The following is a 20,985-nucleotide window of genomic DNA, read 5'->3' on the forward strand; positions in this document are numbered from 1 at the left end:
GAGCGGGGATGTCACAGGAGTTCGTCGGCTCGGGTGACCCTGCCTACGAGGCCAAGGTCCTGATGATCTCGGTCGCGGCGCGGATGGCGGGGATGCACCCGCAGACCCTGCGCCAGTACGACCGGCTGGGCCTCGTGCAGGCCGGCCGGGCGGCCGGCGGCGGTCGCCGGTACAGCGTCCGGGACGTGGTGCTGCTCCGCGAGGTGCAGCGACTCAGCCAGGACGACGGCATCAACCTGGCCGGGGTCAAGCGGATCATCGGCCTGGAACGGCTGCTGGAGGAGGCCCAGCAGCGGTTGGCCCGGCTGGAGGCGGAGCTGGACGCCGCGTACCGCCGGATCGCCGAGCTGGAGTCGCTGGGCCGGTTCTCCCGCGGCGACCTCGTGCCCACCAACCGCACCTCGACGGCGCTGGTCGTCTGGCGGCCGCGCCGCACCGGCGACCGCTGATCCCACCCTCTGCCGCCCACCGACGCGGGCCGGCGCGTGCCCCGACCGGGCCGCGCCGGCTCTTGCCGTATCTGGCCCCCATTCTCGGCGCGCCACGGCCCGCCGCGCCGTCGGTGGAACACCATGTACGTCTCAGCGGGCCGGAGACCTCCATGGCGTTCCACCCGCGGTCGCGGGGTTGAGGAAACGGGCTGCGGAAGCTGGGTGGCCCGCTAAGCTGTGAATCAGGCCCAACCAACTCAATCCGGACTCCGAACTTGGCAGGGGGAGCCATGACGGAATCGGCGAAGAAGGTGGCGCAGGAGGCGGAGGACCGGCTGGAGAAGGTGGCCGCGAACATCCGCGAACGGTTCGATCGGGTCGCCCAGGGCAGCTTCACTGACAAGATCAAAGAAGGTCGCTTCGCCGACCAGTTGGACCACGGCGTCGACCGGGCCAGAGCCGACGAGCGGCGCAAGAAGCAGGGCGGATCGACATGACGATCCGTCGACGAACGGGCCGGGACCCACGGGGGGTCCCGGCCCGTTCGCCGTCACATGTCGTGCGGGCCGGGACGCGGTGCCGCCGCGAGGCACGGCGGGGCCACACCCGACCAGACCAACTAGAGCCGGCGGTTCTCCCGCACCAGGCCGCCCTCGCACCAGTCGCGGTAGACGAAGAGGTCCGGCCGGGCGAGCAGCACCCGGCTGTTGTGCGCCCAGTTGCGCATCAGCTCGTCCCCGGTCCGCTCGGCCTGCTCGACGAGCTTGCGGAAGCGGCGCTTGGGGTGGGCCCGGAAGTTCGTCCGGATGCCGTCGGCGGCGTAGATGTAGAGGCAGTGCAGGGCGAACCGGCGGGCCGGGCAGGCCGTGTCCATGGCCAGTTCGAAGAGCGTCTGCACCAGGTGGTCACCGGCGACCAGCAGGTCCCAGTCCGGGGGCATGGAGGTCAGCGGTACGGAGTCGGGGTGGTACGCCCACGCCCGCAGCTCGGCCGGCGAGGGATCTACGGGGTTGGCGAAGCCGTGGAACGTCGACTCCTGCACGCTCACCGGCCAACCTTCCGTTTCCGCTGGCGGGGGGCATCCGGCCACCCGCGGACGCTGGCTGCTGGGGCGACACGGTAACGCGGTTCCGCGCACCGGCGGTAGGCCTTCCCGGAAGCAATTCGGCAACCGTTGGCCGGGCCGGGTCCACCGTACGGTCGACCCGGCCCGACCAGGTCAGTCGGGTGCCGCCACCGGGACGGGTCGCCGGGCGGCGGTGCGCTGGCGCAGCCAGCGCTTGAACCAGGGCAGGTCGGGCAGCCGGGCCAGCATCGGCCCGGTCACCACGGTGATCAGCACGTACGCGGTGGCGAGCGCCGCCAGCTTGGGTTCGACCGGGTGCGCGGCGGCGACGGCGAGCCCGGCGATGACGATGGAGAACTCGCCGCGCGGGGTGAGCGCGAAGCCGGCCCGCCAGCGACCGGGCTCGGCGATCCCGGCCCGCCGGGCGGCCAGCCAGCCGGTGAGCAGCTTCGTCCCCATGGTGACCACGGCCAGCCCCAGCGCCGGCAGCAGCACCGGGGGCATGTCCAACGGGTTGGTGACCAGCCCGAAGAACACGAAGAAGACCGCGGCGAACAGATCCCGCAGCGGGGAGAGCAGCTCGGTCGCGTGGTGTGCCACCGGGCCGGAGAGGGCGATGCCGACCAGGAACGCCCCGACCGCCGCGGACACCTGGAGCTTGGCCGCGACGCCGGCGACCAGCAGGGTCAGGCCGAGCACCCCGAGCAGCAGCGCCTCGGGATCCTTCGCGGAGAGCGCCGAGGAGATCAGGTGGCCGTACCGGATGGCGACGAACAGCACGGCGACCACCGTGAGCACCGCGACGGCGAGCGCCACACCGCCCTTGACCAGGCCGACGCCGGCGAGCAGCGCGGTGAGCAGCGGCAGGTAGAGGGCCATCGCCAGGTCTTCGATGACCAGGACGGAGAGGATCACCGGGGTCTCCCGGTTACCGACCCGGCCGAGGTCGCCGAGCACCTTGGCGATCACGCCGGACGAGGAGACCCAGGTGACGCCGGCGAGCACCACCGCGGCGATCCAGCCCCAGCCGAGCAGCAGTGCGAAGGCGAAGCCGGGCAGCGCGTTGAGCACCGCGTCGATCAGGCCGGCCGGGGCCGCCGAGCGGAGGTTGCCCACCAGCTCGTTGGCGCTGTATTCCAGGCCGAGCATGACCAGCAGCAGGATCACGCCGATCTCCGCGCCGACGGCGAAGAACTCCTCGCTGGCGTTGAGCGGCAGCAGGCCGCCGTGGCCGAAGGCGAGCCCGGCGAGCAGGTAGAGGGGGATGGGCGAGACGCCGAACCGGCGGCTGAGCCGGCCGAGCAGGCCGAGCAGGAGCAGCAGCGCGCCGACCTCGACGAGCAGAGTTGTGGTTTCGTGCATCCGCGTCAGCCGTCCGGGTCGGTGTCGGCGAGAATCGCGCTCACCCCGTCGAGGCCCTGGCGGGTGCCCACCACGACCACGACGTCACCGGCCGCGAAGCGGAAGGTGGGGTCCGGCGAGACGATGACCTCGCCGTCCCGCAGCACCGCCACGATGGAGGCGCCGGTGCGGGTACGCGCCTTCGTGTCGCCCAGCCGCTTGTTGACGTACTTCGAGCCGGCCGTGATGGCGATCTGCTCGGTGAGCAGCCCCGCGGCCTGCTCGCGCAGCCCGGAGAGCTGGCCGAGCATCAGCGACGCGCCGAGGATGTCGGCGAGCGCCTCCGCCTCGTCGTCGGTCAGCGGGATGTCCGCCTGACAGGAGTCGGGATCGTCCGGGTCGTAGAGGACCAGGTCCCGGCGGCCATTGCGGTGGGAGACCACGCCGACCCGGCGGCCCGATTCCGTCACCAAGTCGTGACGTACGCCGATCCCCGGTAGGGCAGTCTGTTCGACACGTACTCGCACCCAGGTGAGGCTACCCGGTTGGAGCTCGGATGGATTCTGCAAGATCCCGCCGCCTGGTCGCCCTTCTGCTGCTGCCCGCGCTGACGGCCTGCTCGATCGGCGACGTCCGCCGGCCGCCGCCGAACCGGGCGTCCGCGACCGCGCCGCCGGTCGCCGACGTCGACGAGGTACGCCACGTGCAGGTCGCCGTCCCCGACCGGTACGACCCGCCGTTCGTCGAGTTCGTCGACGCCGACCAGGCGTACGCCCTTTTCGCCACCTGCGACGGCCGGCCGCCCGGCCGGGACTGCCCGGCGCTGCTCTTCGCCACCCGGGACGGTGGGCAATCCTGGCGGTCGCTGCCGCACCCCCGGCCGGTCGCCGCGAGCCAGCAGCTGTACGCCCCGCAGGGCCTGCTGGTGCTCGGCGCCGAACCGTTCGGCTGGTACGCCTCGACCGACGGCGGCGTCACCTTCACCCACCACCTGGGCGCCGCGCCGCCGCCGATGTTGGTGGGTGCCGACGGCCGTTTCCAGGTGACCGAGGACGCCGGCAAGGTGGCCCGCTGGGACGGGCGGCGGCTGCGACCGTTGGCTGCCCAGCCCGGACTGCCGGTCGTAAACACGGTGCGCGAGGTCGGCGGCATGTTGATCGCGGCGGGCGCGGCCGACGGCCGCCCGTACGCCGCGGTCTCGATGGACCAGGGACGGAGCTGGCAGCGGACGCCGGTGCCGGCGCCCGACGGCGAGGTGGGTGTGCTGCGGGTGACCCGTTCGCCCGACGGCGAGGCCTGGCTGGTCGGGGAGCGGCCGGACCGGACGGGCTTCCCGGCGCTCTGGCGCTATCAGGGCAACTGGGCGCTGGTGCGTGCCGACGGCCATCCGGACCGGATGGGCTCGGTGGCCCCCGTGGGTGCCGGGCGGCTGGCGGTGACCGGGCCGGACGGCGTGGGGGTGGTGGTCGACGGCCGGTATCAGCGGGTCGACTGGCCGGTCGGCCCCGAGCACTACCTGTCGCTGCTGGCCGACGGCACGCTCGCGGCCCGCGCCCCAGACGAGACGGTGCTGGCCGTCGGCCCGGTCGGCGCCCGGCGATGGATCCGGGTGGTCCTGGCCGGCGACTGACGGCCTCCAGGGTTGCCGCCGCTGTTCCGGGCGGCGCTCCGGCGACCCGTACCTGTGGTGGTGGCGTCCTTTGGAGCTGAATCGCTTGTGCCACCGGCTAGCTGAGGCGGATCTCTTCGCCCTACTCAGGCTTGGCGACGAAGACTCCGACGCCTTCGAGGGTCTCGGTCAGACCGGTCGCGCGCAGGATCATCATCGCCTTGCCGACCACGGTGTCCGACACGCCGTATTCCTTGCACAGCTGTGACCGGCTCGGCAGCTTGGTGCCGGGCGGCCACTCTCCCGAATCGATCTTGCTCTTCAGCTCGTCTGCGAGCACCTGGTACTGCTGCTTGGGCATACACACTCCCCGGATGGCACGCCCATTCGATCACGCAGCAACCTCCAACCTCAAGCAATCGCGGGTTGGTCGTTGACCTACAACCGCTACCGATTGTAGGTTCCCTGTGAACGCTTCCGGATGGCACTGGGGCGCTCATCTGGTCGGGACGGGCATCCCCCGTGGTCCGTCCCGACCTGGCGGATCTGGCCTACTGTCCGCCGCTGGCCGCCGAGCAGGGCTGCGGTGGCAGGACGGGCGGCCTGGCTGATCAATGGTGCTTGGCTGGGCCGCTGCCCTCTGCCTCGATCACTGATGTCGAGAAGGGATCAGCATCGTGCGCAACTTCCTGCGACCCCGGTCGAAGCGCCGGAACGCCGGTCCGGCTTACCAGCCGCCGGCCGGGGCGTACCGCTCGACGTCGTACCTTCCGCTGCGGCCGTGGCAGGTGCGGAGCCGCACCTTCGCCACCCGCCGGCGCGGCCTGGACCCGGTCGAGGTCGCCGCGTTCCTCGACCGGGTCGCCAGCGACCTCGCTGCCGCCGAGGCCGAGGTGATCCGGAGCCGAGCGGAGACGGCCCGGATCAAGGACGCGCTCCGCGAGTGGCAGTCCCGCCAGGCTCCGACGATGCGCGACCTGGCCAGGCAGCCGTGACCGGCCGCTACGTGATCCACCTGCCGGTCCGGGCACCCGACCTGGCCCGCGCGAAGATGCTCGGCCGGACGGCAGGCCGCTCCCTGGCCTTCCTCGCGGCCGTCGACCTCGGCGGGATCACCGTCTCGACCGAGGACAATCAATGCGTACGTCACTGGGTTTTCTGTGACCGAAAGCTCGACGGCGGCCGGCGTTGCGTCCTGCGCGCCGACCATGAAACCCCCTGCACGGCCCGCCTGCCTCGCTGATCCGGCCAGCGCGCCGTGCCCGGCCGAAAGCAGTCTCCGGCCGGGCACGTGAGCGGCCGAGGCTCAGCGAAGCGAGGCGAAGAATTCGCGGATGTCGCCGACCAGCACGTCGGTCGCCTCGTGGGCCGCGTAGTGGCCGCCGACGTCACCGCGCCCCTCGACCTCGGTCTGGTACGCCGTCCACCGCACGATGTTGCCGTGGTCCCGCTCGGCGAAGCGGCGGATCGACTGGAAGTCGCCGGGGAACATGGCCAGCGCCGTGGGCGTGGTGGTCGGCCCGGTCGGGTGCTCGGCGGTGTGCGCGTCCTCCCAGTAGAACCGCATCGACGAGGCGGCCGTGCCGGTGAACCAGTAGATCGCCACGTTGGCCAGGATGAAGTCGGCGTCCAGGCTCTCGTCGAAGAGCTGCGCGTTCCAGGCGAGCAGCCCGACCGGCGAGTCGGCCAGCGCGAACGCCAGGGTCTGCGGCTGCTGGCTGTGCACCTGGTTGAAGGAGAACTTGTTCTCGTAGAACCACTGCAGGTGCTTAAGCGCGGCCTGGTCGGCCTCGGAGAGTCCGGCGAACTCGGCCGGGTCGCCGGACGGGAACGAGAAGAGCTGGGTGACGTGCACGCCGAGCACATGCTCCGGGTCGATCCGGCCGACCTCGGGCGACACCAGGGAGCCACCGTCGTTGCCGACCGCGCCGTAGCGGTCGTAGCCGAGGCGGGCCATCAGCTCGGCCCAGGCGCGGGCGGTGCGGTAGCGGTTCCAGCCTCCGGTGCGGGTCGGGCCGGAGAAACCGAAGCCGGGCAGCGACGGGATGACCAGGTGGAACGCTGGCGAGTCCGGGTCGGCCGGCGCGGTCAGCGGGGCGATCACGTCCAGGTATTCGACCACCGAGCCGGGCCAGCCGTGGGTGAGCACCAGCGGGACGGCGTCCGGCCGGGACGACCGGACGTGCAGGAAGTGGATGTCCTCGCCGTCGATCTCGGTGACGAACTGCGGGTACGCGTTGAGCCGCGCCTCGACCGTCCGCCAGTCGAACGTCTCCAACCAGTGGTTCACCAGCTCACGGACCCGGTCGGTCGGCATGCCGTACGCCTCGCCGGCGCCGGGCAGTTCCCCGGGCCAGTTGACGCGGCGCAGCCGGACGGCCAGGTCGTCGAGCGCGGCCTGCGGGATCTCGACGCGGAACGGGCGGATGGCGGTGCTGGACATGCGCTGCTCCTTTAGAACGGAATGCTTCGTTCCGTTTCACGATAGCAGAGCGGAACGATCCGTTCCACTGCTAGTCTGGATCCATGCCCAACCCGACCGAGGCTCCCGAGGCTCCCCAGCTCCCCGGCCGCCGTGCCCAGGCCGCCCGGAACGACGCGGTGATCCTGGAAGCCGCCCGCGCGGTCTTCCTGGACGATCCGAAGGCGCCCATCGCCGCCGTCGCCGAGCGCGCCGGCGTCGGCATCAGCGCCCTCTACCGGCGCTACGCCGGCAAGGAGGACCTGCTCCGCAAGCTCTGCCACGACGGCCTGCGGCGCTACATCGCCGTGGCCGAGGAGTCCGCCGCCGACCCGGACGGCTGGCGGGCCTTCGCCGGGTTCCTGGAGCGCGTCGTCGATGCCGACGTGCACTCGCTGACCGTGCAGCTCGCCGGCACCTTCACGCCGACCGAGGAGATGGGGCGGGACGCGGTGCGCTCCGGGGAGCTCACCGCGGAGCTGGTCGAGCGGGCCAGGGGCACCGGCCGGCTCCGCGCCGACGTGGTGGTGCAGGACGTCGGGTTGCTGCTGGAGGGGTGTGCCGCGATCCGCGTACCCGATCCGGAGCGGACCCGGCAGTTGCGTCGCCGGCACCTGGCGCTGCTGCTGGCCGGTCTCGCCGTGGCCGAGCCGCCACTGCCCGGGCCGCCGCCGGCCGCTGGGGAGTTCGACTGGCGGTGGCGACGCTCCGAGTGAGTCAGCTCACACCGCTGGAGTTGAGCGGAATAGACTCAACTCTGGTTGTGTCGTTCCCAGTGGACACGCCGATCCGGGGGAGCCCATGAACACGGAACGCCTCACCACCAAGAGCCGCGAGACCATCACCGGCGCCGTCGCGCTGGCGAATCAGCGCGGCCACGCCACCGTGGAGCCCTGGCACCTGCTGCTGTCGCTGCTGGACACCGAGGGCTCGACCGCTGCCGGCCTGCTGCGCGCCGTCGGGGCCGACCCCGCCGAGCTGCGTCGGGTCGCCCAGCGCTCGGTCGACGCCCTGCCCGCCGCGCACGGCTCCAGCATCGCCGAGCCCACCCTGGCCCGCGAGTTCGTCAACGCCATCGGCGCCGCCGAGCAGATCGCCCGGCCGTTGGGCGACGAATACACCTCGACCGAGCACCTGCTGGCCGGCCTGGCCCGGGTGGGCGGCGCGGTCTCCGTCGTGCTGAAGAACTCCGGCGCCACCGAGGAGAACCTGGTCGCCGCATTCCCGACCGTCCGCGGCGGGGACCGCCGGGTCACCACCGCCGACCCCGAGCAGACCTACCAGGCCCTCGCCAAGTACGGCGTGGACCTGACCGCCAGCGCCCGCGAGGGAAAGATCGACCCGGTCATCGGCCGGGACTCCGAGATCCGCCGGGTGATCCAGGTGCTGTCCCGGCGTACCAAGAACAACCCGGTGCTGATCGGTGAGCCGGGCGTCGGCAAGACCGCGATCGTCGAGGGCCTGGCCCAGCGGATCGTCGCCGGTGACGTGCCCGAGTCGCTGCGGGACAAGAAGCTCGTCTCGCTCGACCTGGGTGCCATGGTGGCCGGCGCGCAGTACCGCGGCCAGTTCGAGGAGCGGCTGAAGTCCGTGCTGGAGGAGATCAAGAACTCCAACGGGCAGGTCATCACCTTCCTCGACGAGCTGCACACCGTGGTCGGCGCCGGCAAGGGCGAGGGCTCGATGGACGCCGGCAACATGCTCAAGCCGATGCTGGCCCGCGGTGAGCTGCGGATGGTCGGCGCGACGACGCTCGACGAATACCGCGAGCACATCGAGAAGGACCCGGCGCTGGAGCGCCGCTTCCAGCCGGTGCTGGTCGGCGAGCCGACCATCGAGGACACCATCGGCATCCTGCGCGGCCTCAAGGAGCGCTACGAGGTGCACCACGGCGTACGGATCACCGACGCCGCGCTGGTCGCCGCCGCCTCCCTGTCCGACCGCTACATCACCGACCGGTTCCTGCCCGACAAGGCGATCGACCTGGTCGACGAGTCCGCGTCCCGGCTCCGGATGGAGATCGACTCCCGGCCGGTCGAGGTGGACGAGATCGAGCGGGCGGTCCGCCGGCTCGAGATCGAGGAGATGGCGCTGGCCAAGGAGCCGGACGCCGCCTCCGCCGAGCGGCTGGAGCGGCTGCGCAAGGAGTTGGCCGACAAGCGTGAGCAGCTCACCGCCCTGTCCGACCGGTGGAAGCTGGAGAAGGACCACATCACCAAGCTCTCCACGGCCAAGGAGGAGCTGGAGCGGCTCGGCGGCGAGGCCGAGCGGGCCGAGCGCGACGGCGAGCTGGAACGCGCCGCCGAGCTGCGGTACGGCCGGATCCCCGCCCTCAAGGCCGAGCTGAAGCAGGCCGAGGAGGAGCTGGCCCGGCTCCAGGCCGACGGCGCGATGCTCAAGGAGGAGGTCGGCGCGGACGACATCGCCGCCGTGGTCGCCTCCTGGACCGGCATCCCCGCCGGCCGCCTGCTGGAGGGGGAGACCGCCAAGCTGCTCCGGATGGAGGAGTCGCTGGGCTCGCGGGTGGTCGGCCAGTCCGAGGCGGTCGGCGCCGTCGCCGACGCGGTCCGCCGCGCCCGGGCCGGTGTCGCCGACCCGGACCGTCCGACCGGCAGCTTCCTCTTCCTCGGCCCGACCGGGGTCGGCAAGACCGAGCTGGCCAAGGCGCTCGCCGAGTTCCTCTTCGACGACGAGCGGGCCATGGTCCGCATCGACATGAGCGAGTATGGCGAGAAGCACTCCGTTGCCCGCCTGGTCGGTGCCCCGCCTGGGTACGTCGGCTACGAGGAGGGCGGCCAGCTCACCGAGGCGGTGCGCCGCCGGCCGTACTCGGTCGTGCTGCTGGACGAGGTGGAGAAGGCCCACCCCGACGTCTTCGACGTGCTGCTCCAGGTGCTCGACGACGGCCGGCTCACCGACGGTCAGGGCCGCACGGTGGACTTCCGCAACGCGATCCTGATCCTCACCTCGAACCTGGGGTCGTCGGTGATCAGCGACCTGACGCTGACCGAGGAGCAGCGCCGGGAGGGCGTCCTCGCGGTGGTCCGGTCGCACTTCAAGCCGGAGTTCCTCAACCGCCTCGACGACATCGTGGTGTTCGCCGCCCTGCAGGGCGAGGACCTGCGGGCCATCGTCGACATCCAGCTGGACCGGATGCGCCGCCGGCTGGCCGACCGCCGGCTCGGCCTGGCGATCACCGACGCGGCCCGGAGCTGGCTCGCCGAGCACGGGTACGACCCGATCTACGGGGCCCGTCCGCTGCGCCGGCTGGTGCAGTCGGCGATCGGTGACCAGCTCGCGAAGGCGCTGCTGGCCGGCCAGATCCGCGACGGCGACACGGTCAAGGTCGACCTGGCCGACAGCAAGGAGGGTCTGGCCGTCACGGCCGCCTGACCCGTCCGCCCGGCCCCGCCCCACCGCTGGGGCGGGGCCGGCCCTGCTCCTGGGCCGGCACCTACATCGACATCCACATCCTGCGGTCCCGCTGCGTCCCGGCTCGCGCCGGTTGTTGCGACCAACGACAACTTCCCGATCAACGGGTAGTAGGTGGGGCGTTCGGGGAAAGGATGGAGCCATGGTGGGGAACGGAAAGGACCGGGAGCTGGAGGCGGCCGTCGAGGAGTTGGCCCGGGCGGACACGCTCGCGTTCGGCGGGGTCGGCTTCGCGGGCACGCTGCTGCCCGAGACCGAGGCGTACCGGCGGGTCGAGCAGGCGCTGGACGAGCATCCCGACGCGGCCCGCAAGCAGGTCGACTGGCTGCTCAACCACGGGTCGCCGGCCGGGAAGGCGTACGCCGCCACGCTGCTGGACCAGGCCGACGTGGCGGCGGGGCGCGCGGCCTGGACGAAGCTGCGGAACGACGAGGCCCAGTTCACCACGTTCACCGGCTGCCTCATGGGCCGGGCCAGCCTGCGCGAGTACGCCACGGAACGCCTCGCCGGACGGTGACCACCGGTCGGCCGGAAAGGGGACTCCGGAAACCGGTGGGTGCCCGTAGCTTGCCGGGATGACCTTGACCGCCGCCCCGCCGGCCCGCCCACCCCGCCCCACGGCCGTCACGACCGCGTCCTGGATGCAGCTCGCCGCGGCGGCCCTGCTGCTGGTGGCGGCCGGTCTGTTGGTGTGGCACGCGATCTGGTGGGACGGCGAGATCGACCACGCGGCCCGGCTGGTGCCTGATGCCGACCCGGCCGAGGTGGACGGTGAGCGCTTCGGCAACGTCATGATGTCCTGCGTGCTGGGGGTGCCGGTGCTGCTGTTCGCGGCCCTCCTCGGCGTCGCCGCCCGGGGTGTCCGGCGGGGCAGCAACGGCGCCCGGATCGCCGTCTTCGTGGCCGGCGGCCTGCAACTGCTGGTCGGCGTCGGCCAAGGCTGCTGCGCGGGTGCGGCGCTGCCGTTCTTCTTCGCGTTCGGCGCCCCGATGGAGGCGGGAGACGTGCCCCCCGAGTTCCTTCCCGAGGAGTCGACGTTCAGCCAGACTCTCTACGGCACCGATCCACAGGGGGACCTCTTCTTCGCCGGCGGCGGACTGATCGCGCTGCTGGTCCTCGGTCTCACCGTCACGGCCGTCGTGCTGTTGGCGCTGCCCACGTCCCACCGTTGGTTCGTGCCGCAGGCCGCCGAACCACCCCGCCTGCCAGCCGGCTATCCGGCGCCGTCCGCCTTCCTGCTGCCGCCCGGCTACATGATCTGCCCCGATCCCCGGGCCCACGGCGTGCCGGGGCAGTACGGTCCGGCCGCCCCGGGTCCGGCCGCGCCCGCCGCGCCCATCGATCCCGCCGCGGCGCCCGACGGGCCGCCCACCGATCCCACCCAGGGGGTGAGCGACGCCGGGTAGCTGACCACACACTCAGCGAACGGCGTTTCGGCCGGCGTGCCTCCGGTTGTTACCGTCTCCGCCGACGCGTGTGGGGAGGCGGTCGTGAACGGAACGCTGGCGTATCTACTGGTGACCCTGGGGTGTCTGGTCGGGGTGGCCGGTGTGGTGATCGCCGTGGTGGCGCTGCGCAAGGCCCGCACCGGGCCCCGCCCGCAGACCCCCGGCGACCCGTTCCGCGACCGGGACGCCGACGCGCTCCGCGGCGACCCCCGCCAACTCAAGCCCGGCGACATCGTGGAGATCCGCCAGGTCCCGTACACCGTCCGCGGCTCGGTGCATCTCGTCGAGGGCGGCTGGAGCTGGGCGGAGCACCTGCTCGATGACGCGGGCGGGGTGAAGCGCTGGCTCTCCGTCGAGTCGGACCCGGACCTGGAACTGGTGCTCTGGACCAGCGAACCGTCCGCCACGGTCACCCCCGGTGCGCCCACCTTGGACGTCGCCGGCCGTCGCTACACCTGGGACGAGTCCGGCCAGGCGCGCTACACCGCCACCGAGGGCACCGGCCTCGACCCCCGCGGCACCATGCGCTACCACGACTACCAGGCGCCCGGCGGGGCCCGGCTCTCCTTCGAGGCGTACGGGGAGGCCGGCTGGGAGGTGAACCTCGGCGAGAAGCTGCACCGCGCCGAGGTGATGATCTACCCGCAGGGCGGTCCGGAGCAGGTGGCCTGAGCGTGCTGGTCGCCCTGGACGCCCCGTACGTCGACACCCGCGCCGCCGACCTGAGCCTGACCCTCGGCGGCCCGGAACGTCCCGCCCTGCACGTCCGCGAGCTGGCCCTGCCCGGCGGCATCCGACTGCGGCTGCGCCTGCTCGGTGCCTCGCACCAGGTGGTCTGCGGTGAGCTGGTCGAGACCGTCGCCTGCCTGCCCGGCCGCCCGCCGCACCTGCCGGAGACCCTGTACGACGAGGACGCCGGCTACCGGTTCACCGCCACGGTGCTGCGCCCGGAGGGCGACGGCCTGCGTACCCGCGTCGCCGCGCTCCGCGCCGACCTGGCCGACGACCCGTACGCGCTGGTCGGGGTCTTCCCCGGTGACGTGGACGCGGTCACCGCGCTCTCCGTCCGCCCCGATCCGCCGGACGGCTCGATGGCCTGGCGCACCTGGCACGCGTACCCGCAGACCAACGAGCTGGTCCTGACCGAGACGGTGGTGGAGCTGTGACGTACCGACGGTGGTTCGTGGTGGGGGTGGCGGTCGCCGTGGTCGGCGCGCTGATCGCCGCCTTCGCCGTCTTCTACGGCAACTTCTCCCCGCGCGGCTACGTCGAGGACCACTACGCCCGGGCGGCCAGCCGGGACATCGGCTCCGGCGCGCTCGCGTACACCTCGACCCGGCCGCCCAGCCAGGTGGCGAAGGAGGTCACCGACGCCTGGCAGCCGGCCGACGAGTACGTCGACGGCAGCGGCGTCTACCTGCGCTACGACGACGACTCGGTGGTGATCCTGCCGGTCGCCGCCGGCTCGCTGATCCTGCTGGAACGGATGACCACCGCCTACCCCCGCTACCACCACGTCGTCGGCCGCGGCTGGGGCTGGGGCCGTGGCAGCACCGTCCGGGGCGGTGGCCCCGGCGCCGGCAAGTAGCCCGTCCGACCCCTCACCCTGGAGTCCCCTGTGCAGCATCTCGTCACCGATCTGCTGGTCACTCTCGCCTACGGCGTGGTCGGCGTCGTCCTGATGGGCATCGGCTACCTGCTGGTCGACCTGGCCACCCCGGGCCGGCTCGACCAGCTCATCTGGACCGAGCGCAACCGCAACGCGGCGCTGCTGCTCGCCTCCAACCTGGCCGGCGTCGGCATCATCGTGGTCGCCGCGATCGCCGCCAGCCCGGACGACTTCCTGCTCGGCCTGGTCGGCGCGGCGGCGTACGGCATCCTCGGTCTGGTCATCATGGCGGCGGCGTTCGTGCTGCTGGATGTGGCCACCCCCGGCAAGCTGGGCGAACTGCTGGTCGACCCGGAGCCGCACCCGGCGGTCTGGGTCAGCGCCGTCGTGCACCTCGCCACCGGCGCGATCATCGCCGCCGCGATCAGCTGATGGGCGGCGGGACGCGACCGGCTGCGGCCAGGTCAACAGGCCGGAAGTCGACGTCGCTGGAGGCGGCCCTGGTCCGCGTGATCGTCCCGGGGGTCGCCGGCCTCTGCCTCGCCGGCTGTGCGAGCGGATCCGACCTCGACGTCCCCGCGCCGGCGACCGACGAGCGCACCGACACCGTGCCGATCCTGCGGGAGGCCTTCACCAGCCAGGGGATCTGCTACGGCTGGCGACTGACCGACGGGTACGACGTGGTGAGCGTCGGCTCGAACCTCGGCGACGGGACGGCGGTCGGGGACGCGCCGGACTGCCCGCGCTGGATCGAGGTCAGCGCGGACATCACCTACACCTCGGAGAGCAGCGAGGCGAACGACTCCGCCTACATCCAGGTGGAGGGTTCGGACGACATCGACTTCGCCGACCTGTCCGGCATCGCGCGGGGGCTGGACCGGTTCGGGCTCGACGAGGACACCTTCATCGACGACCCCGGCTGGGCGATCACCCGGGCCGCCACCACGCTGCCGCTGCTCGCCGCCGAGGCGGGTCTGGCCGCACCGGCCGCCACCCCGACCGCCGGCTCGGCGGCTTCGGCGAGCCCACTGCCGGACGCCGGCAACGACTTCTGGCGGGACCGCTGGGGCTGGCTGCTCGCCACCGTGGCGCTCCTCCTGCTCGCCGCGCTCTTCGTCACCGTGGGGGTGGCGCAGCGCCGGACGACTGCTCCGGGTCGCGGCGCGGCGGCAGACGCGCCGAGCCGGAGTGGTCGCAAGCCCCGGGGACGCGTGCCCGGGCAGCGCGCCGGGGCGGGAGCCGCCGGGCGTACCCGGGAGGAGGCGTGACCACCGACGCGCCGGCGCCGCCGCGATGGCGCGCGGCCCGCGCGGCGGTCCTGCTCGCGGTCTTCGTCTGCGCGGCCTGCGGTCTCGTGTACGAGCTGGCGCTGGTCGCCCTCGGCAGCTACCTGATCGGTGACGCCGTCGGCCAGGCGTCGATCGTGCTCGGCGTGATGGTCTTCGCGATGGGCGTCGGCGCGCTCGCCGCGAAGCCCTGGCAGTCCCGGGCGGCGGCCGCGTTCGCCGCGGTCGAGCTGACCCTCGCGCTGCTCGGCGGCCTCTCCGTGCTCGGCCTGTACGCCGCGTTCGCCTGGCTCGACCTCTACGGGCCGGCGCTGGTCGGCACCGCCTTCGTGCTCGGCCTGCTGATCGGCGCGGAGATCCCGCTGCTGATGGTGCTGCTGCAACGCATCCGCGAGCAGTCCGCCGGCAGTGCGGTGGCCGACCTGTTCGCCGCCGACTACGTCGGCGCGCTGCTCGGCGGGCTGGCCTTCCCGTTCCTGCTCATGCCGGTCTTCGGCCAGCTCAAGGGCACCCTGGTGGTCGGCGCGGTGAACGCGGTCGCCGGCCTCGCGCTGGTGTGCACGGTCTTCCGGGCCGACCTCGGCCGCCGGGCGCGGCTCGCGCTGGGCGCCGGCTCCGTCGTGGTCGCCCTCCTGCTCGGGTACGCCTGGGTCACCGCGCACGACTTCGAGGTGACCGCCCGCCAGCAGCTCTACCGCGACCCGGTGGTGCACGCCGAACGCAGCCGCTACCAGGAGATCGTGCTGACCCGGTCGGTGCGGGAGATCGGCCACGCCGACACCGACCTGCGGCTCTTCCTCAACGGCGACCTCCAGTTCAGCTCGGTCGACGAGTACCGCTACCACGAATCGCTGGTGCATCCGGCGCTGCGCGGCCCGCGCGGCGAGGTGCTGGTGCTCGGCGCCGGGGACGGGCTGGCGCTGCGGGAGATCCTGAAGTACCCGGACGTGCGCCGGGTGACCGTCGTCGACCTCGACCCGGCCGTGGTGCGGCTGGCGGAGACCGAGCCGCAGCTGCGCGAGCTCAACCACCACGCGTTCGCCGACCCCCGGGTGCGGGTGCTCAACCTGGACGCGTTCGGCTGGCTGCGTACCGCCACGGAACGCTTCGACGTGGTGGTGGCCGACCTGCCCGACCCGGACGAGACGGCCACCGCCAAGCTCTACACGGTCGAGTTCTACGCCCTGATCCGCTCGGTGCTCGCCCCCGACGGGCGGCTGGTGGTGCAGGCCGGGTCGCCGTACTTCGCGCCGAGGTCGTACTGGTCGATCGAGCGGTCGGTCCGCGAGGCCGGCTTCGGCACGGTGCCGTACCACGTGGACGTGCCGAGTTTCGGCGACTGGGGTTTCGTGCTGGCCGCGCCGGGCACCGCCCCGCCGGCGCCGGAGCTGCCCGCCGACGCTCCGCCGCTGCGCTTCCTCACCCCGTCGGTGCTGGCCGCGGCGACCACCTTCCCCGCCGACCGGGCCCGGGTGGACGTGCCCGCGTCCACTTTGCTGCAACCCCACGTGCTGGAGTACGCCCGCGCGGAGTGGCGCGGCTACTGATCCCCGGGCGCGGCGGGTCCCGGCTCTCGTGCCGTGCCCTGCTGGCCGGGTCTCGTTACGGTGGTCGTGTGATCTAGGGAAGGAGAAACAATGGTCGATGCCCAGGGGCCCCCGGCCCGTACCCGCCGCCCGGGTGTGGTGACGCTCTCCAGTTGGCTGCTCATTCTCGTTGCCGCCATCCAGGTGGTGAACCTGATCCTGACGCTCACCACCATCGGCACCGTCCGGAACGTCCTGCGGGACGCCTACCGGGGCACCGCCGCCGAGCAGGCGGCCGATTTCGCGTACGCGGCCGCCCTCGGGGGCGCCGTGCTCTCGCTGCTGTTCGCGATCGGGCTCGTGGTCCTCGCGCTGCTGAACAACCGGGGCAAGAACGGCGCCCGGATCACCACCTGGGTGGTGGGCGGCATCCTGTTCTGCTGCAACGGCGGCGGCCTGGTGAGCAACGCGACCGGCGGCCTGACCGGCGGCGGCGCGCCCGGCGGCAACATGCCGAGCCCGGAGGAACTCCAGCGCCGGCTCTCCGACGCCCTGCCATCCTGGTACGGCCCGGTCACCCTCCTCCTCGGCCTGCTCAGCCTGCTCGCCCTGCTGGCCGCCCTGATCCTGCTGGCGTTGCCGAAGTCCAACGAGTTCTTCCGCAAGCCGAAGCCGGCCTGGGAGTCGCCCGTGCCGGGTGGCGCCTACCCGGCCTACCCGCCCGCCCCGGGCTACCCGGGTCAGCCGCCGGCGCCCGGCTACCCGTCGGCCCCGGACTACCCGCCCGCTCCAGGCCAGCCCGGTCAGCCCGGTCAGCCCGGGCCGTCGGGTCCGTCGTCGGCCCCCGAGGACCGGCCCGGCCCCCAGCCCCCATCCGGAAGTTGACGCCCCGATAAGAGCGACTCCGACGATCCCTCCGAGTAGGTTGCAAGCCGACGCCTACCGGAGGGATCTGTCGTGTCGTACCCCGTTCAGGCTCCGCCTCGCCGTCCGGGGGCGGTGGTCGCGGCGGCGGCGGTGCTGCTGCTGCTGATGGCGGTCGGCGCCGTGGCGTACGCGATCGCCAACCTGGCGGTCACGCCCGGCACGGTGGACCGGTTCCGGGTGGCGGCGCGGGCCACCGGCGCCGGCGCGAGCGAGGTCGACCCGTTGGTGTCGCTGCTGCGTGCCTCCACCGCGCTGGCGGCCGTGGTCGGCGTGGTCGTCGGGCTGGTGCTCGTCGGGCTCGCTCTCGGGCTGCTCGCCGGTCGCCCCGGTGCCCGGGTGGGCACCTGGGTGGTCTCCGGCCTGGGCCTGCTCTGCGGCTGCTGTGCCCTGGCGGTGCTGGTCGGCCAGCGGGCCGCCCCGCTGCGCCTCGGTGCCGACGAGCGGGTCACCGCCGACCTGCTCGCCCGCCTCGGCGACACCTACCCGGGCTGGTGGATCCCGCTGAACGCGGCGCTGTCGGTAGCCCAGATCCTCGGCTACCTGGTGGTCGCCGCCCTGCTGATGCTGCCCGGCGCGAGCGCCTTCTTCCGCCGCGCCGTGCCCACCGCGCCGGCCTCCGGCCCGCTGCCTCCGGCCGGACCGGTCCCGCCGGGCGGGCCGACCACCCCGCCGACTGGGCCGACCACCCCGCCGGCTGGGCCGGCCTACGGTCCGCCGAACTCCGGCCCGGCGGCCTCGCCGTACTCCGGTCCGCCCGCGTCGTCGTCGCCCTCCTACGGTCCGCCGGCTTCGGCGCCGCCGCCCGCCGGTTCGCCCGCCGACGGATCAGGTTCGCCCTGGGGCCCGCCCGTGCCGCCGCACATCGGGTCTGGCCCGGCGGGCCCGCCGCCCACCCCGCCGGCCGCGTCGGCGGAACCCGGACCGACGCCACCCCCCGAGGACCGCCCGTGACCGACGAACCGCACCCCGCTCCGCGCCGTGCGCTGATCACCGGTGCCAGCCTGGGCATCGGCGAGGCGTTCGCCCGCCGACTGGCCGCCGACGGCTGGGACCTGATCCTGGTGGCCCGGGACGCCGGCCGGCTCGACGCCCTGGCCGCCGAACTCACCGAGCGGCACGACCGCCGGGTTGAGACGATCTCCGCCGATCTGTCCAACGACGACGGCTGTGCCCTGGTGGAACGCCGCCTCGTCGCCGAGCCGCCGGTCGGGTTGCTGGTGAACAACGCGGGTATCAGCCTGAACACCCCGTTCGTCCGCTCGGCGGTCGAGGACGAGGCTCGGCTGCTGCGGTTGAACGTGCTGGCCGTGCTCCGGCTGACGCACGCCGCCCTCCCACCGATGATCGAGCGAGGCGCCGGGGCAGTGATAAATGTCTCTTCGGTTGCGGGTTTCGGAGTGCCCATGCCCGGGTCGACCTACTCGGCCAGCAAGGCGTGGGTGACGAATTTCAGTGAGTCGATCGGCCAGTCGGTGGCGCCGCTCGGCGTCCGCGTGATGGCCCTGTGCCCCGGCTACACCCGCACCGGCTATCACGAGCGCGCCGGCATCGACATGTCGCGTACGCCCGGCTGGATGTGGCTGCGGCCCGCCGAGGTGGTCGACGAAGGACTGCGTGACCTGGGAAAAGGCAAGCTGGTCAGCGTGCCGAGCTGGAAGTACAAGCTGGCCGTGGCGGGCCTGCGGCACGCGCCGCGACGGCTGCTGCGCGGCGTCTCCCGGGACACCCGAGGGCGGGTCGGTCGGGGTCGGGACTGACCGCCGGCCCACCGGATGAGCGTCCCGTGGCCGGGATCGGCGGCCGGGAATCCGGATGGACGGTCGCACAGCGTAATCGGGTATAGCCAGTCGTCGGTCGCCCGCAGGGTTGACCCAGGAGGACCCCACACACGCCTCCCAGACTTGCGAAGTACCCTCTATCGCCATGGAGGACCACGACGACCTGCGTAAATTCATCACCGACCTGGCTGTGGTCCATGGCCGCGTGGTGCTCTCGTCCGGCCGCGAGGCGGACTGGTACGTGGATCTGCGGCGCGTCACGCTCCATCACCAGGCGGCACCGTTGGTCGGTCGGGTGATGCGCGACCTCACCGCGGACTGGGCGTACGACGCGGTCGGCGGGTTGACCCTGGGGGCCGATCCGGTCGCCGCCGCGATGCTGCACGCCTCGGCCGGGACCGACCGGCCGCTGGACGCGTTCGTGGTCCGCAAGGCGGGGAAGGCCCACGGTCTGCAGCGGCGCATCGAGGGGCCGGACGTCGCGGGTCGCCGGGTCCTGGCCGTCGAGGACACCTCGACCACGGGGGGCAGCGTGTTGACCGCCGTCGAGGCGTTGCGTGAGGCCGGGGCCGAGGTGGTGGGTGTTGCGGTTATTGTTGATCGTGGCGCCGGCGACGCGGTGCGAGCCGCCGGACTGCCGTATCGGGCGGCCTATACGTTGGCTGACCTCGGCCTTGTGGCGTAAAAGTTTGCCGATTCGGACTTGCTGATATGCAGGCGGATCGATGCTGCTGGTGGAAGGATGGAATACGTGGGAACTGCGTTGGCTGAAATGACCATGCCTCAGATCTCGCCGCTTGCCGGCGAGCCGATCGAACGTGCCGACGCCGAGCGGCTCGCGGGGGTCCTGAAGGCCCTCGCCGACCCCGCCCGGCTGCGGCTGCTCAGCCTGATCCAGTCGGCCCCCGAGGGCGAGGCGTGCGTGTGTGACCTCACCGCGCCGCTCGGCCTCTCGCAGCCGACGGTCAGTCACCACCTGCGCATCCTCACCGAGGCCGGCTTGCTGGAGCGGGAGAAGCGCGGTGTCTGGGCGTACTACCGGCTGGTGCCGACCGCGATCGCCACGATCGCGGATCTGCTGACCCCGCCGCGTAAGCGGGCCACCAAGAAGGCCCGCTGACACCGGACCTGTCCGAGGTCCCGCCGGGCTGGTGACTGGTGGCGTGCAGGGGTGGCGTCACCAGCGGGCGATGACGGCTGCCCGTCATCCGCACCACCCGCAGAGCGACAGGTCGTAAGCCGATGGCCGGCCCCCGATGAGGGGACCGGCCATCGGCGTATGTCGGTCAGCGGTCCTGCGGCCCGCGGCGTCGCTGGTCGTCGTCCTGGACGGCGTTCCGGAAGGCGTCGGCCGCGCCCGCCGCGCTGGACGCGGCCACCACCGCGGCGGCCTCGCCGCGCTTGCGTGCCCGCCGGTCGCGGAGGAACTCGAAGAAGATCGGCAGCACCGAGATCACGATGATCAGGGCGACCACCGGCAGGATGTACCGGTCGATCTTGTCGCCGATCGCGTTGTAGATCTGGTCGGCCAGCAGGTAGCCGACCAGCAGGATGCCGTCCACCCAGAGGATCGCGCCGACCACGTTCCAGAGCAGGAACTGCCGGGCCGGCATACCGAGCACCCCGGCCACCGGGTTGAGGAAGGTCCGCACGATCGGGATGAAGCGGGCCAGCACCACGGCCTTCGCCGGCCCGAACTTCTGGAAGTAGTACTCGGCCTTCTCCACGTACTCCCGCTTGAACAGGCGGGAGTTGGGGCGGTCGAACATCCGCCGGCCGTACCGGTGGCCGAGCCAGTGCCCGAGCTGCGCGCCGAGAATCGCGCAGATCGGCCCGCCGATCAGCAGCGCGGCCAGCGGCAGGCGGGTGCCGGCGCCGAAGATCGCGTCCGCCACCGGCGAGGCGGCCACCCCCGCCAGGAAGAGCAGCGAGTCGCCCGGAAAGAAGAAGCCGACCAGCAGGCCGGTCTCGGCGAAGAGGATCGCCCAGACGCCGATCAACCCGAAGGTGTGGATCAGGTCCTTCGGGTCGAGCGGGTTCAGCGCCACGCTTTCGGAGAGCATCCGGGTCT

25 protein-coding genes and 1 pseudogene are annotated in these 20,985 nt (G+C 72.7%); 20 read left to right on the forward strand and 6 right to left on the reverse strand.

Features of this window, described 5'->3' with window-relative positions:
- The first annotated feature begins 8 nt into the window (after positions 1 to 8).
- Positions 9 to 449, forward strand: a complete 441-nt coding sequence (locus tag FXF52_RS04105; protein ID WP_148793883.1) for a heat shock protein transcriptional repressor HspR — start codon at positions 9 to 11, stop codon at positions 447 to 449.
- A 272-nt stretch (positions 450 to 721) separates the two neighbouring features.
- Positions 722 to 928, forward strand: coding sequence for a hypothetical protein (locus tag FXF52_RS04110; RefSeq protein WP_148793884.1), 207 nt, complete (start codon positions 722 to 724; stop codon positions 926 to 928).
- Between the two features lie 122 nt (positions 929 to 1,050).
- Here FXF52_RS04110 and FXF52_RS04115 read toward each other — a convergent pair whose 3' ends face one another.
- The 3 genes from FXF52_RS04115 to FXF52_RS04125 form a co-directional block, all read right to left on the reverse strand.
- Positions 1,051 to 1,479: a hypothetical protein gene (locus tag FXF52_RS04115; protein ID WP_148793885.1), complete on the reverse strand. Its 429-nt coding sequence runs from the start codon at positions 1,477 to 1,479 to the stop codon at positions 1,051 to 1,053.
- A gap of 171 nt (positions 1,480 to 1,650) precedes the next feature.
- On the reverse strand, positions 1,651 to 2,859 hold the full coding sequence (locus tag FXF52_RS04120; protein ID WP_148793886.1) for a cation:proton antiporter: 1,209 nt from the start codon (positions 2,857 to 2,859) through the stop codon (positions 1,651 to 1,653).
- A gap of 5 nt (positions 2,860 to 2,864) precedes the next feature.
- Positions 2,865 to 3,365 (reverse strand): cation:proton antiporter regulatory subunit, encoded by a 501-nt coding sequence (locus FXF52_RS04125; RefSeq protein WP_148793887.1) that lies wholly within the window; start codon positions 3,363 to 3,365, stop codon positions 2,865 to 2,867.
- Between the two features lie 29 nt (positions 3,366 to 3,394).
- Here FXF52_RS04125 and FXF52_RS04130 point away from each other — a divergent pair, with 29 nt between their 5' ends.
- Positions 3,395 to 4,468, forward strand: coding sequence for a hypothetical protein (locus FXF52_RS04130; RefSeq protein ID WP_148793888.1), 1,074 nt, complete (start codon positions 3,395 to 3,397; stop codon positions 4,466 to 4,468).
- 121 nt (positions 4,469 to 4,589) lie between these two features.
- On the opposite strand, the gene FXF52_RS04135 is transcribed toward FXF52_RS04130, so the two are convergent.
- Positions 4,590 to 4,808, reverse strand: coding sequence for a winged helix-turn-helix domain-containing protein (locus FXF52_RS04135; RefSeq protein WP_148793889.1), 219 nt, complete (start codon positions 4,806 to 4,808; stop codon positions 4,590 to 4,592).
- A 316-nt stretch (positions 4,809 to 5,124) separates the two neighbouring features.
- Here FXF52_RS04135 and FXF52_RS04140 point away from each other — a divergent pair, with 316 nt between their 5' ends.
- Both FXF52_RS04140 and FXF52_RS04145 read left to right on the forward strand, forming a co-directional pair.
- The gene (locus tag FXF52_RS04140) at positions 5,125 to 5,442 is read left to right on the forward strand and encodes a DivIVA domain-containing protein (protein ID WP_148793890.1); all 318 of its coding nucleotides are present in this window, start codon (positions 5,125 to 5,127) and stop codon (positions 5,440 to 5,442) included.
- Complete coding sequence (locus FXF52_RS04145; protein ID WP_148793891.1) at positions 5,439 to 5,690, forward strand: hypothetical protein; 252 nt, start codon at positions 5,439 to 5,441, stop codon at positions 5,688 to 5,690. Before FXF52_RS04140 ends, FXF52_RS04145 begins: the two co-directional genes overlap by 4 nt.
- Before the next feature lie 63 nt (positions 5,691 to 5,753).
- On the opposite strand, the gene FXF52_RS04150 is transcribed toward FXF52_RS04145, so the two are convergent.
- Positions 5,754 to 6,890, reverse strand: coding sequence for an epoxide hydrolase family protein (locus tag FXF52_RS04150; RefSeq protein WP_148793892.1), 1,137 nt, complete (start codon positions 6,888 to 6,890; stop codon positions 5,754 to 5,756).
- A gap of 83 nt (positions 6,891 to 6,973) precedes the next feature.
- Between FXF52_RS04150 and FXF52_RS04155 the strand changes: the two genes are divergently transcribed.
- The 15 genes and pseudogenes from FXF52_RS04155 (at position 6,974) to FXF52_RS04230 (ending at position 20,034) form a co-directional block, all read left to right on the forward strand.
- Positions 6,974 to 7,624, forward strand: a complete 651-nt coding sequence (locus FXF52_RS04155) for a TetR/AcrR family transcriptional regulator (RefSeq protein ID WP_148793893.1) — start codon at positions 6,974 to 6,976, stop codon at positions 7,622 to 7,624.
- Positions 7,625 to 7,709: 85 nt separating this feature from the next.
- Positions 7,710 to 10,301 (forward strand): ATP-dependent chaperone ClpB, encoded by a 2,592-nt coding sequence (gene clpB / locus FXF52_RS04160; RefSeq protein ID WP_148793894.1) that lies wholly within the window; start codon positions 7,710 to 7,712, stop codon positions 10,299 to 10,301.
- A gap of 181 nt (positions 10,302 to 10,482) precedes the next feature.
- Positions 10,483 to 10,857 carry a hypothetical protein gene (locus FXF52_RS04165; RefSeq protein ID WP_148793895.1) on the forward strand — a complete coding sequence of 125 codons (375 nt, stop codon included), beginning with the start codon at positions 10,483 to 10,485 and terminating at the stop codon, positions 10,855 to 10,857.
- A gap of 58 nt (positions 10,858 to 10,915) precedes the next feature.
- The gene (locus FXF52_RS41485) at positions 10,916 to 11,746 is read left to right on the forward strand and encodes a hypothetical protein (protein WP_187413319.1); all 831 of its coding nucleotides are present in this window, start codon (positions 10,916 to 10,918) and stop codon (positions 11,744 to 11,746) included.
- Between the two features lie 84 nt (positions 11,747 to 11,830).
- Positions 11,831 to 12,460, forward strand: coding sequence for a DUF4178 domain-containing protein (locus tag FXF52_RS04175; protein ID WP_148793896.1), 630 nt, complete (start codon positions 11,831 to 11,833; stop codon positions 12,458 to 12,460).
- Between the two features lie 2 nt (positions 12,461 to 12,462).
- The gene (locus FXF52_RS04180) at positions 12,463 to 12,954 is read left to right on the forward strand and encodes a DUF2617 family protein (RefSeq protein ID WP_148793897.1); all 492 of its coding nucleotides are present in this window, start codon (positions 12,463 to 12,465) and stop codon (positions 12,952 to 12,954) included.
- Positions 12,951 to 13,376: a DUF4247 domain-containing protein gene (locus tag FXF52_RS04185; protein ID WP_148793898.1), complete on the forward strand. Its 426-nt coding sequence runs from the start codon at positions 12,951 to 12,953 to the stop codon at positions 13,374 to 13,376. The genes FXF52_RS04180 and FXF52_RS04185 overlap by 4 nt, the downstream gene beginning before the upstream one ends.
- Positions 13,377 to 13,406: 30 nt before the next feature.
- Positions 13,407 to 13,829, forward strand: coding sequence for a DUF350 domain-containing protein (locus FXF52_RS04190; protein ID WP_148793899.1), 423 nt, complete (start codon positions 13,407 to 13,409; stop codon positions 13,827 to 13,829).
- A gap of 77 nt (positions 13,830 to 13,906) precedes the next feature.
- Positions 13,907 to 14,665 carry a hypothetical protein gene (locus FXF52_RS04195; protein ID WP_255471727.1) on the forward strand — a complete coding sequence of 253 codons (759 nt, stop codon included), beginning with the start codon at positions 13,907 to 13,909 and terminating at the stop codon, positions 14,663 to 14,665.
- Positions 14,662 to 16,230, forward strand: a complete 1,569-nt coding sequence (locus tag FXF52_RS04200) for a polyamine aminopropyltransferase (protein ID WP_148793901.1) — start codon at positions 14,662 to 14,664, stop codon at positions 16,228 to 16,230. The genes FXF52_RS04195 and FXF52_RS04200 overlap by 4 nt, the downstream gene beginning before the upstream one ends.
- A 90-nt stretch (positions 16,231 to 16,320) precedes the next feature.
- Positions 16,321 to 17,094 (forward strand): hypothetical protein, encoded by a 774-nt coding sequence (locus tag FXF52_RS04205; RefSeq protein WP_148793902.1) that lies wholly within the window; start codon positions 16,321 to 16,323, stop codon positions 17,092 to 17,094.
- 72 nt (positions 17,095 to 17,166) lie between these two features.
- Positions 17,167 to 17,778 (forward strand): annotated as a pseudogene (locus FXF52_RS04210) (hypothetical protein); the annotation flags it as partial.
- A 305-nt stretch (positions 17,779 to 18,083) separates the two neighbouring features.
- Positions 18,084 to 18,893, forward strand: a complete 810-nt coding sequence (locus tag FXF52_RS04220; RefSeq protein ID WP_148793903.1) for an SDR family oxidoreductase — start codon at positions 18,084 to 18,086, stop codon at positions 18,891 to 18,893.
- A 166-nt stretch (positions 18,894 to 19,059) separates the two neighbouring features.
- Positions 19,060 to 19,599 (forward strand): orotate phosphoribosyltransferase, encoded by a 540-nt coding sequence (gene pyrE, locus FXF52_RS04225; RefSeq protein ID WP_148793904.1) that lies wholly within the window; start codon positions 19,060 to 19,062, stop codon positions 19,597 to 19,599.
- A gap of 57 nt (positions 19,600 to 19,656) precedes the next feature.
- Complete coding sequence (locus FXF52_RS04230; protein WP_007073957.1) at positions 19,657 to 20,034, forward strand: helix-turn-helix transcriptional regulator; 378 nt, start codon at positions 19,657 to 19,659, stop codon at positions 20,032 to 20,034.
- A 166-nt stretch (positions 20,035 to 20,200) separates the two neighbouring features.
- On the opposite strand, the gene FXF52_RS04235 is transcribed toward FXF52_RS04230, so the two are convergent.
- Positions 20,201 to 20,977 carry a DedA family protein gene (locus FXF52_RS04235; RefSeq protein ID WP_148794063.1) on the reverse strand — a complete coding sequence of 259 codons (777 nt, stop codon included), beginning with the start codon at positions 20,975 to 20,977 and terminating at the stop codon, positions 20,201 to 20,203.
- Positions 20,978 to 20,985: the final 8 nt, after the last annotated feature.

The sequence above is a fragment of the Micromonospora sp. MP36 genome (assembly GCF_008119785.1).
Lineage (GTDB): Bacteria > Actinomycetota > Actinomycetes > Mycobacteriales > Micromonosporaceae > Micromonospora.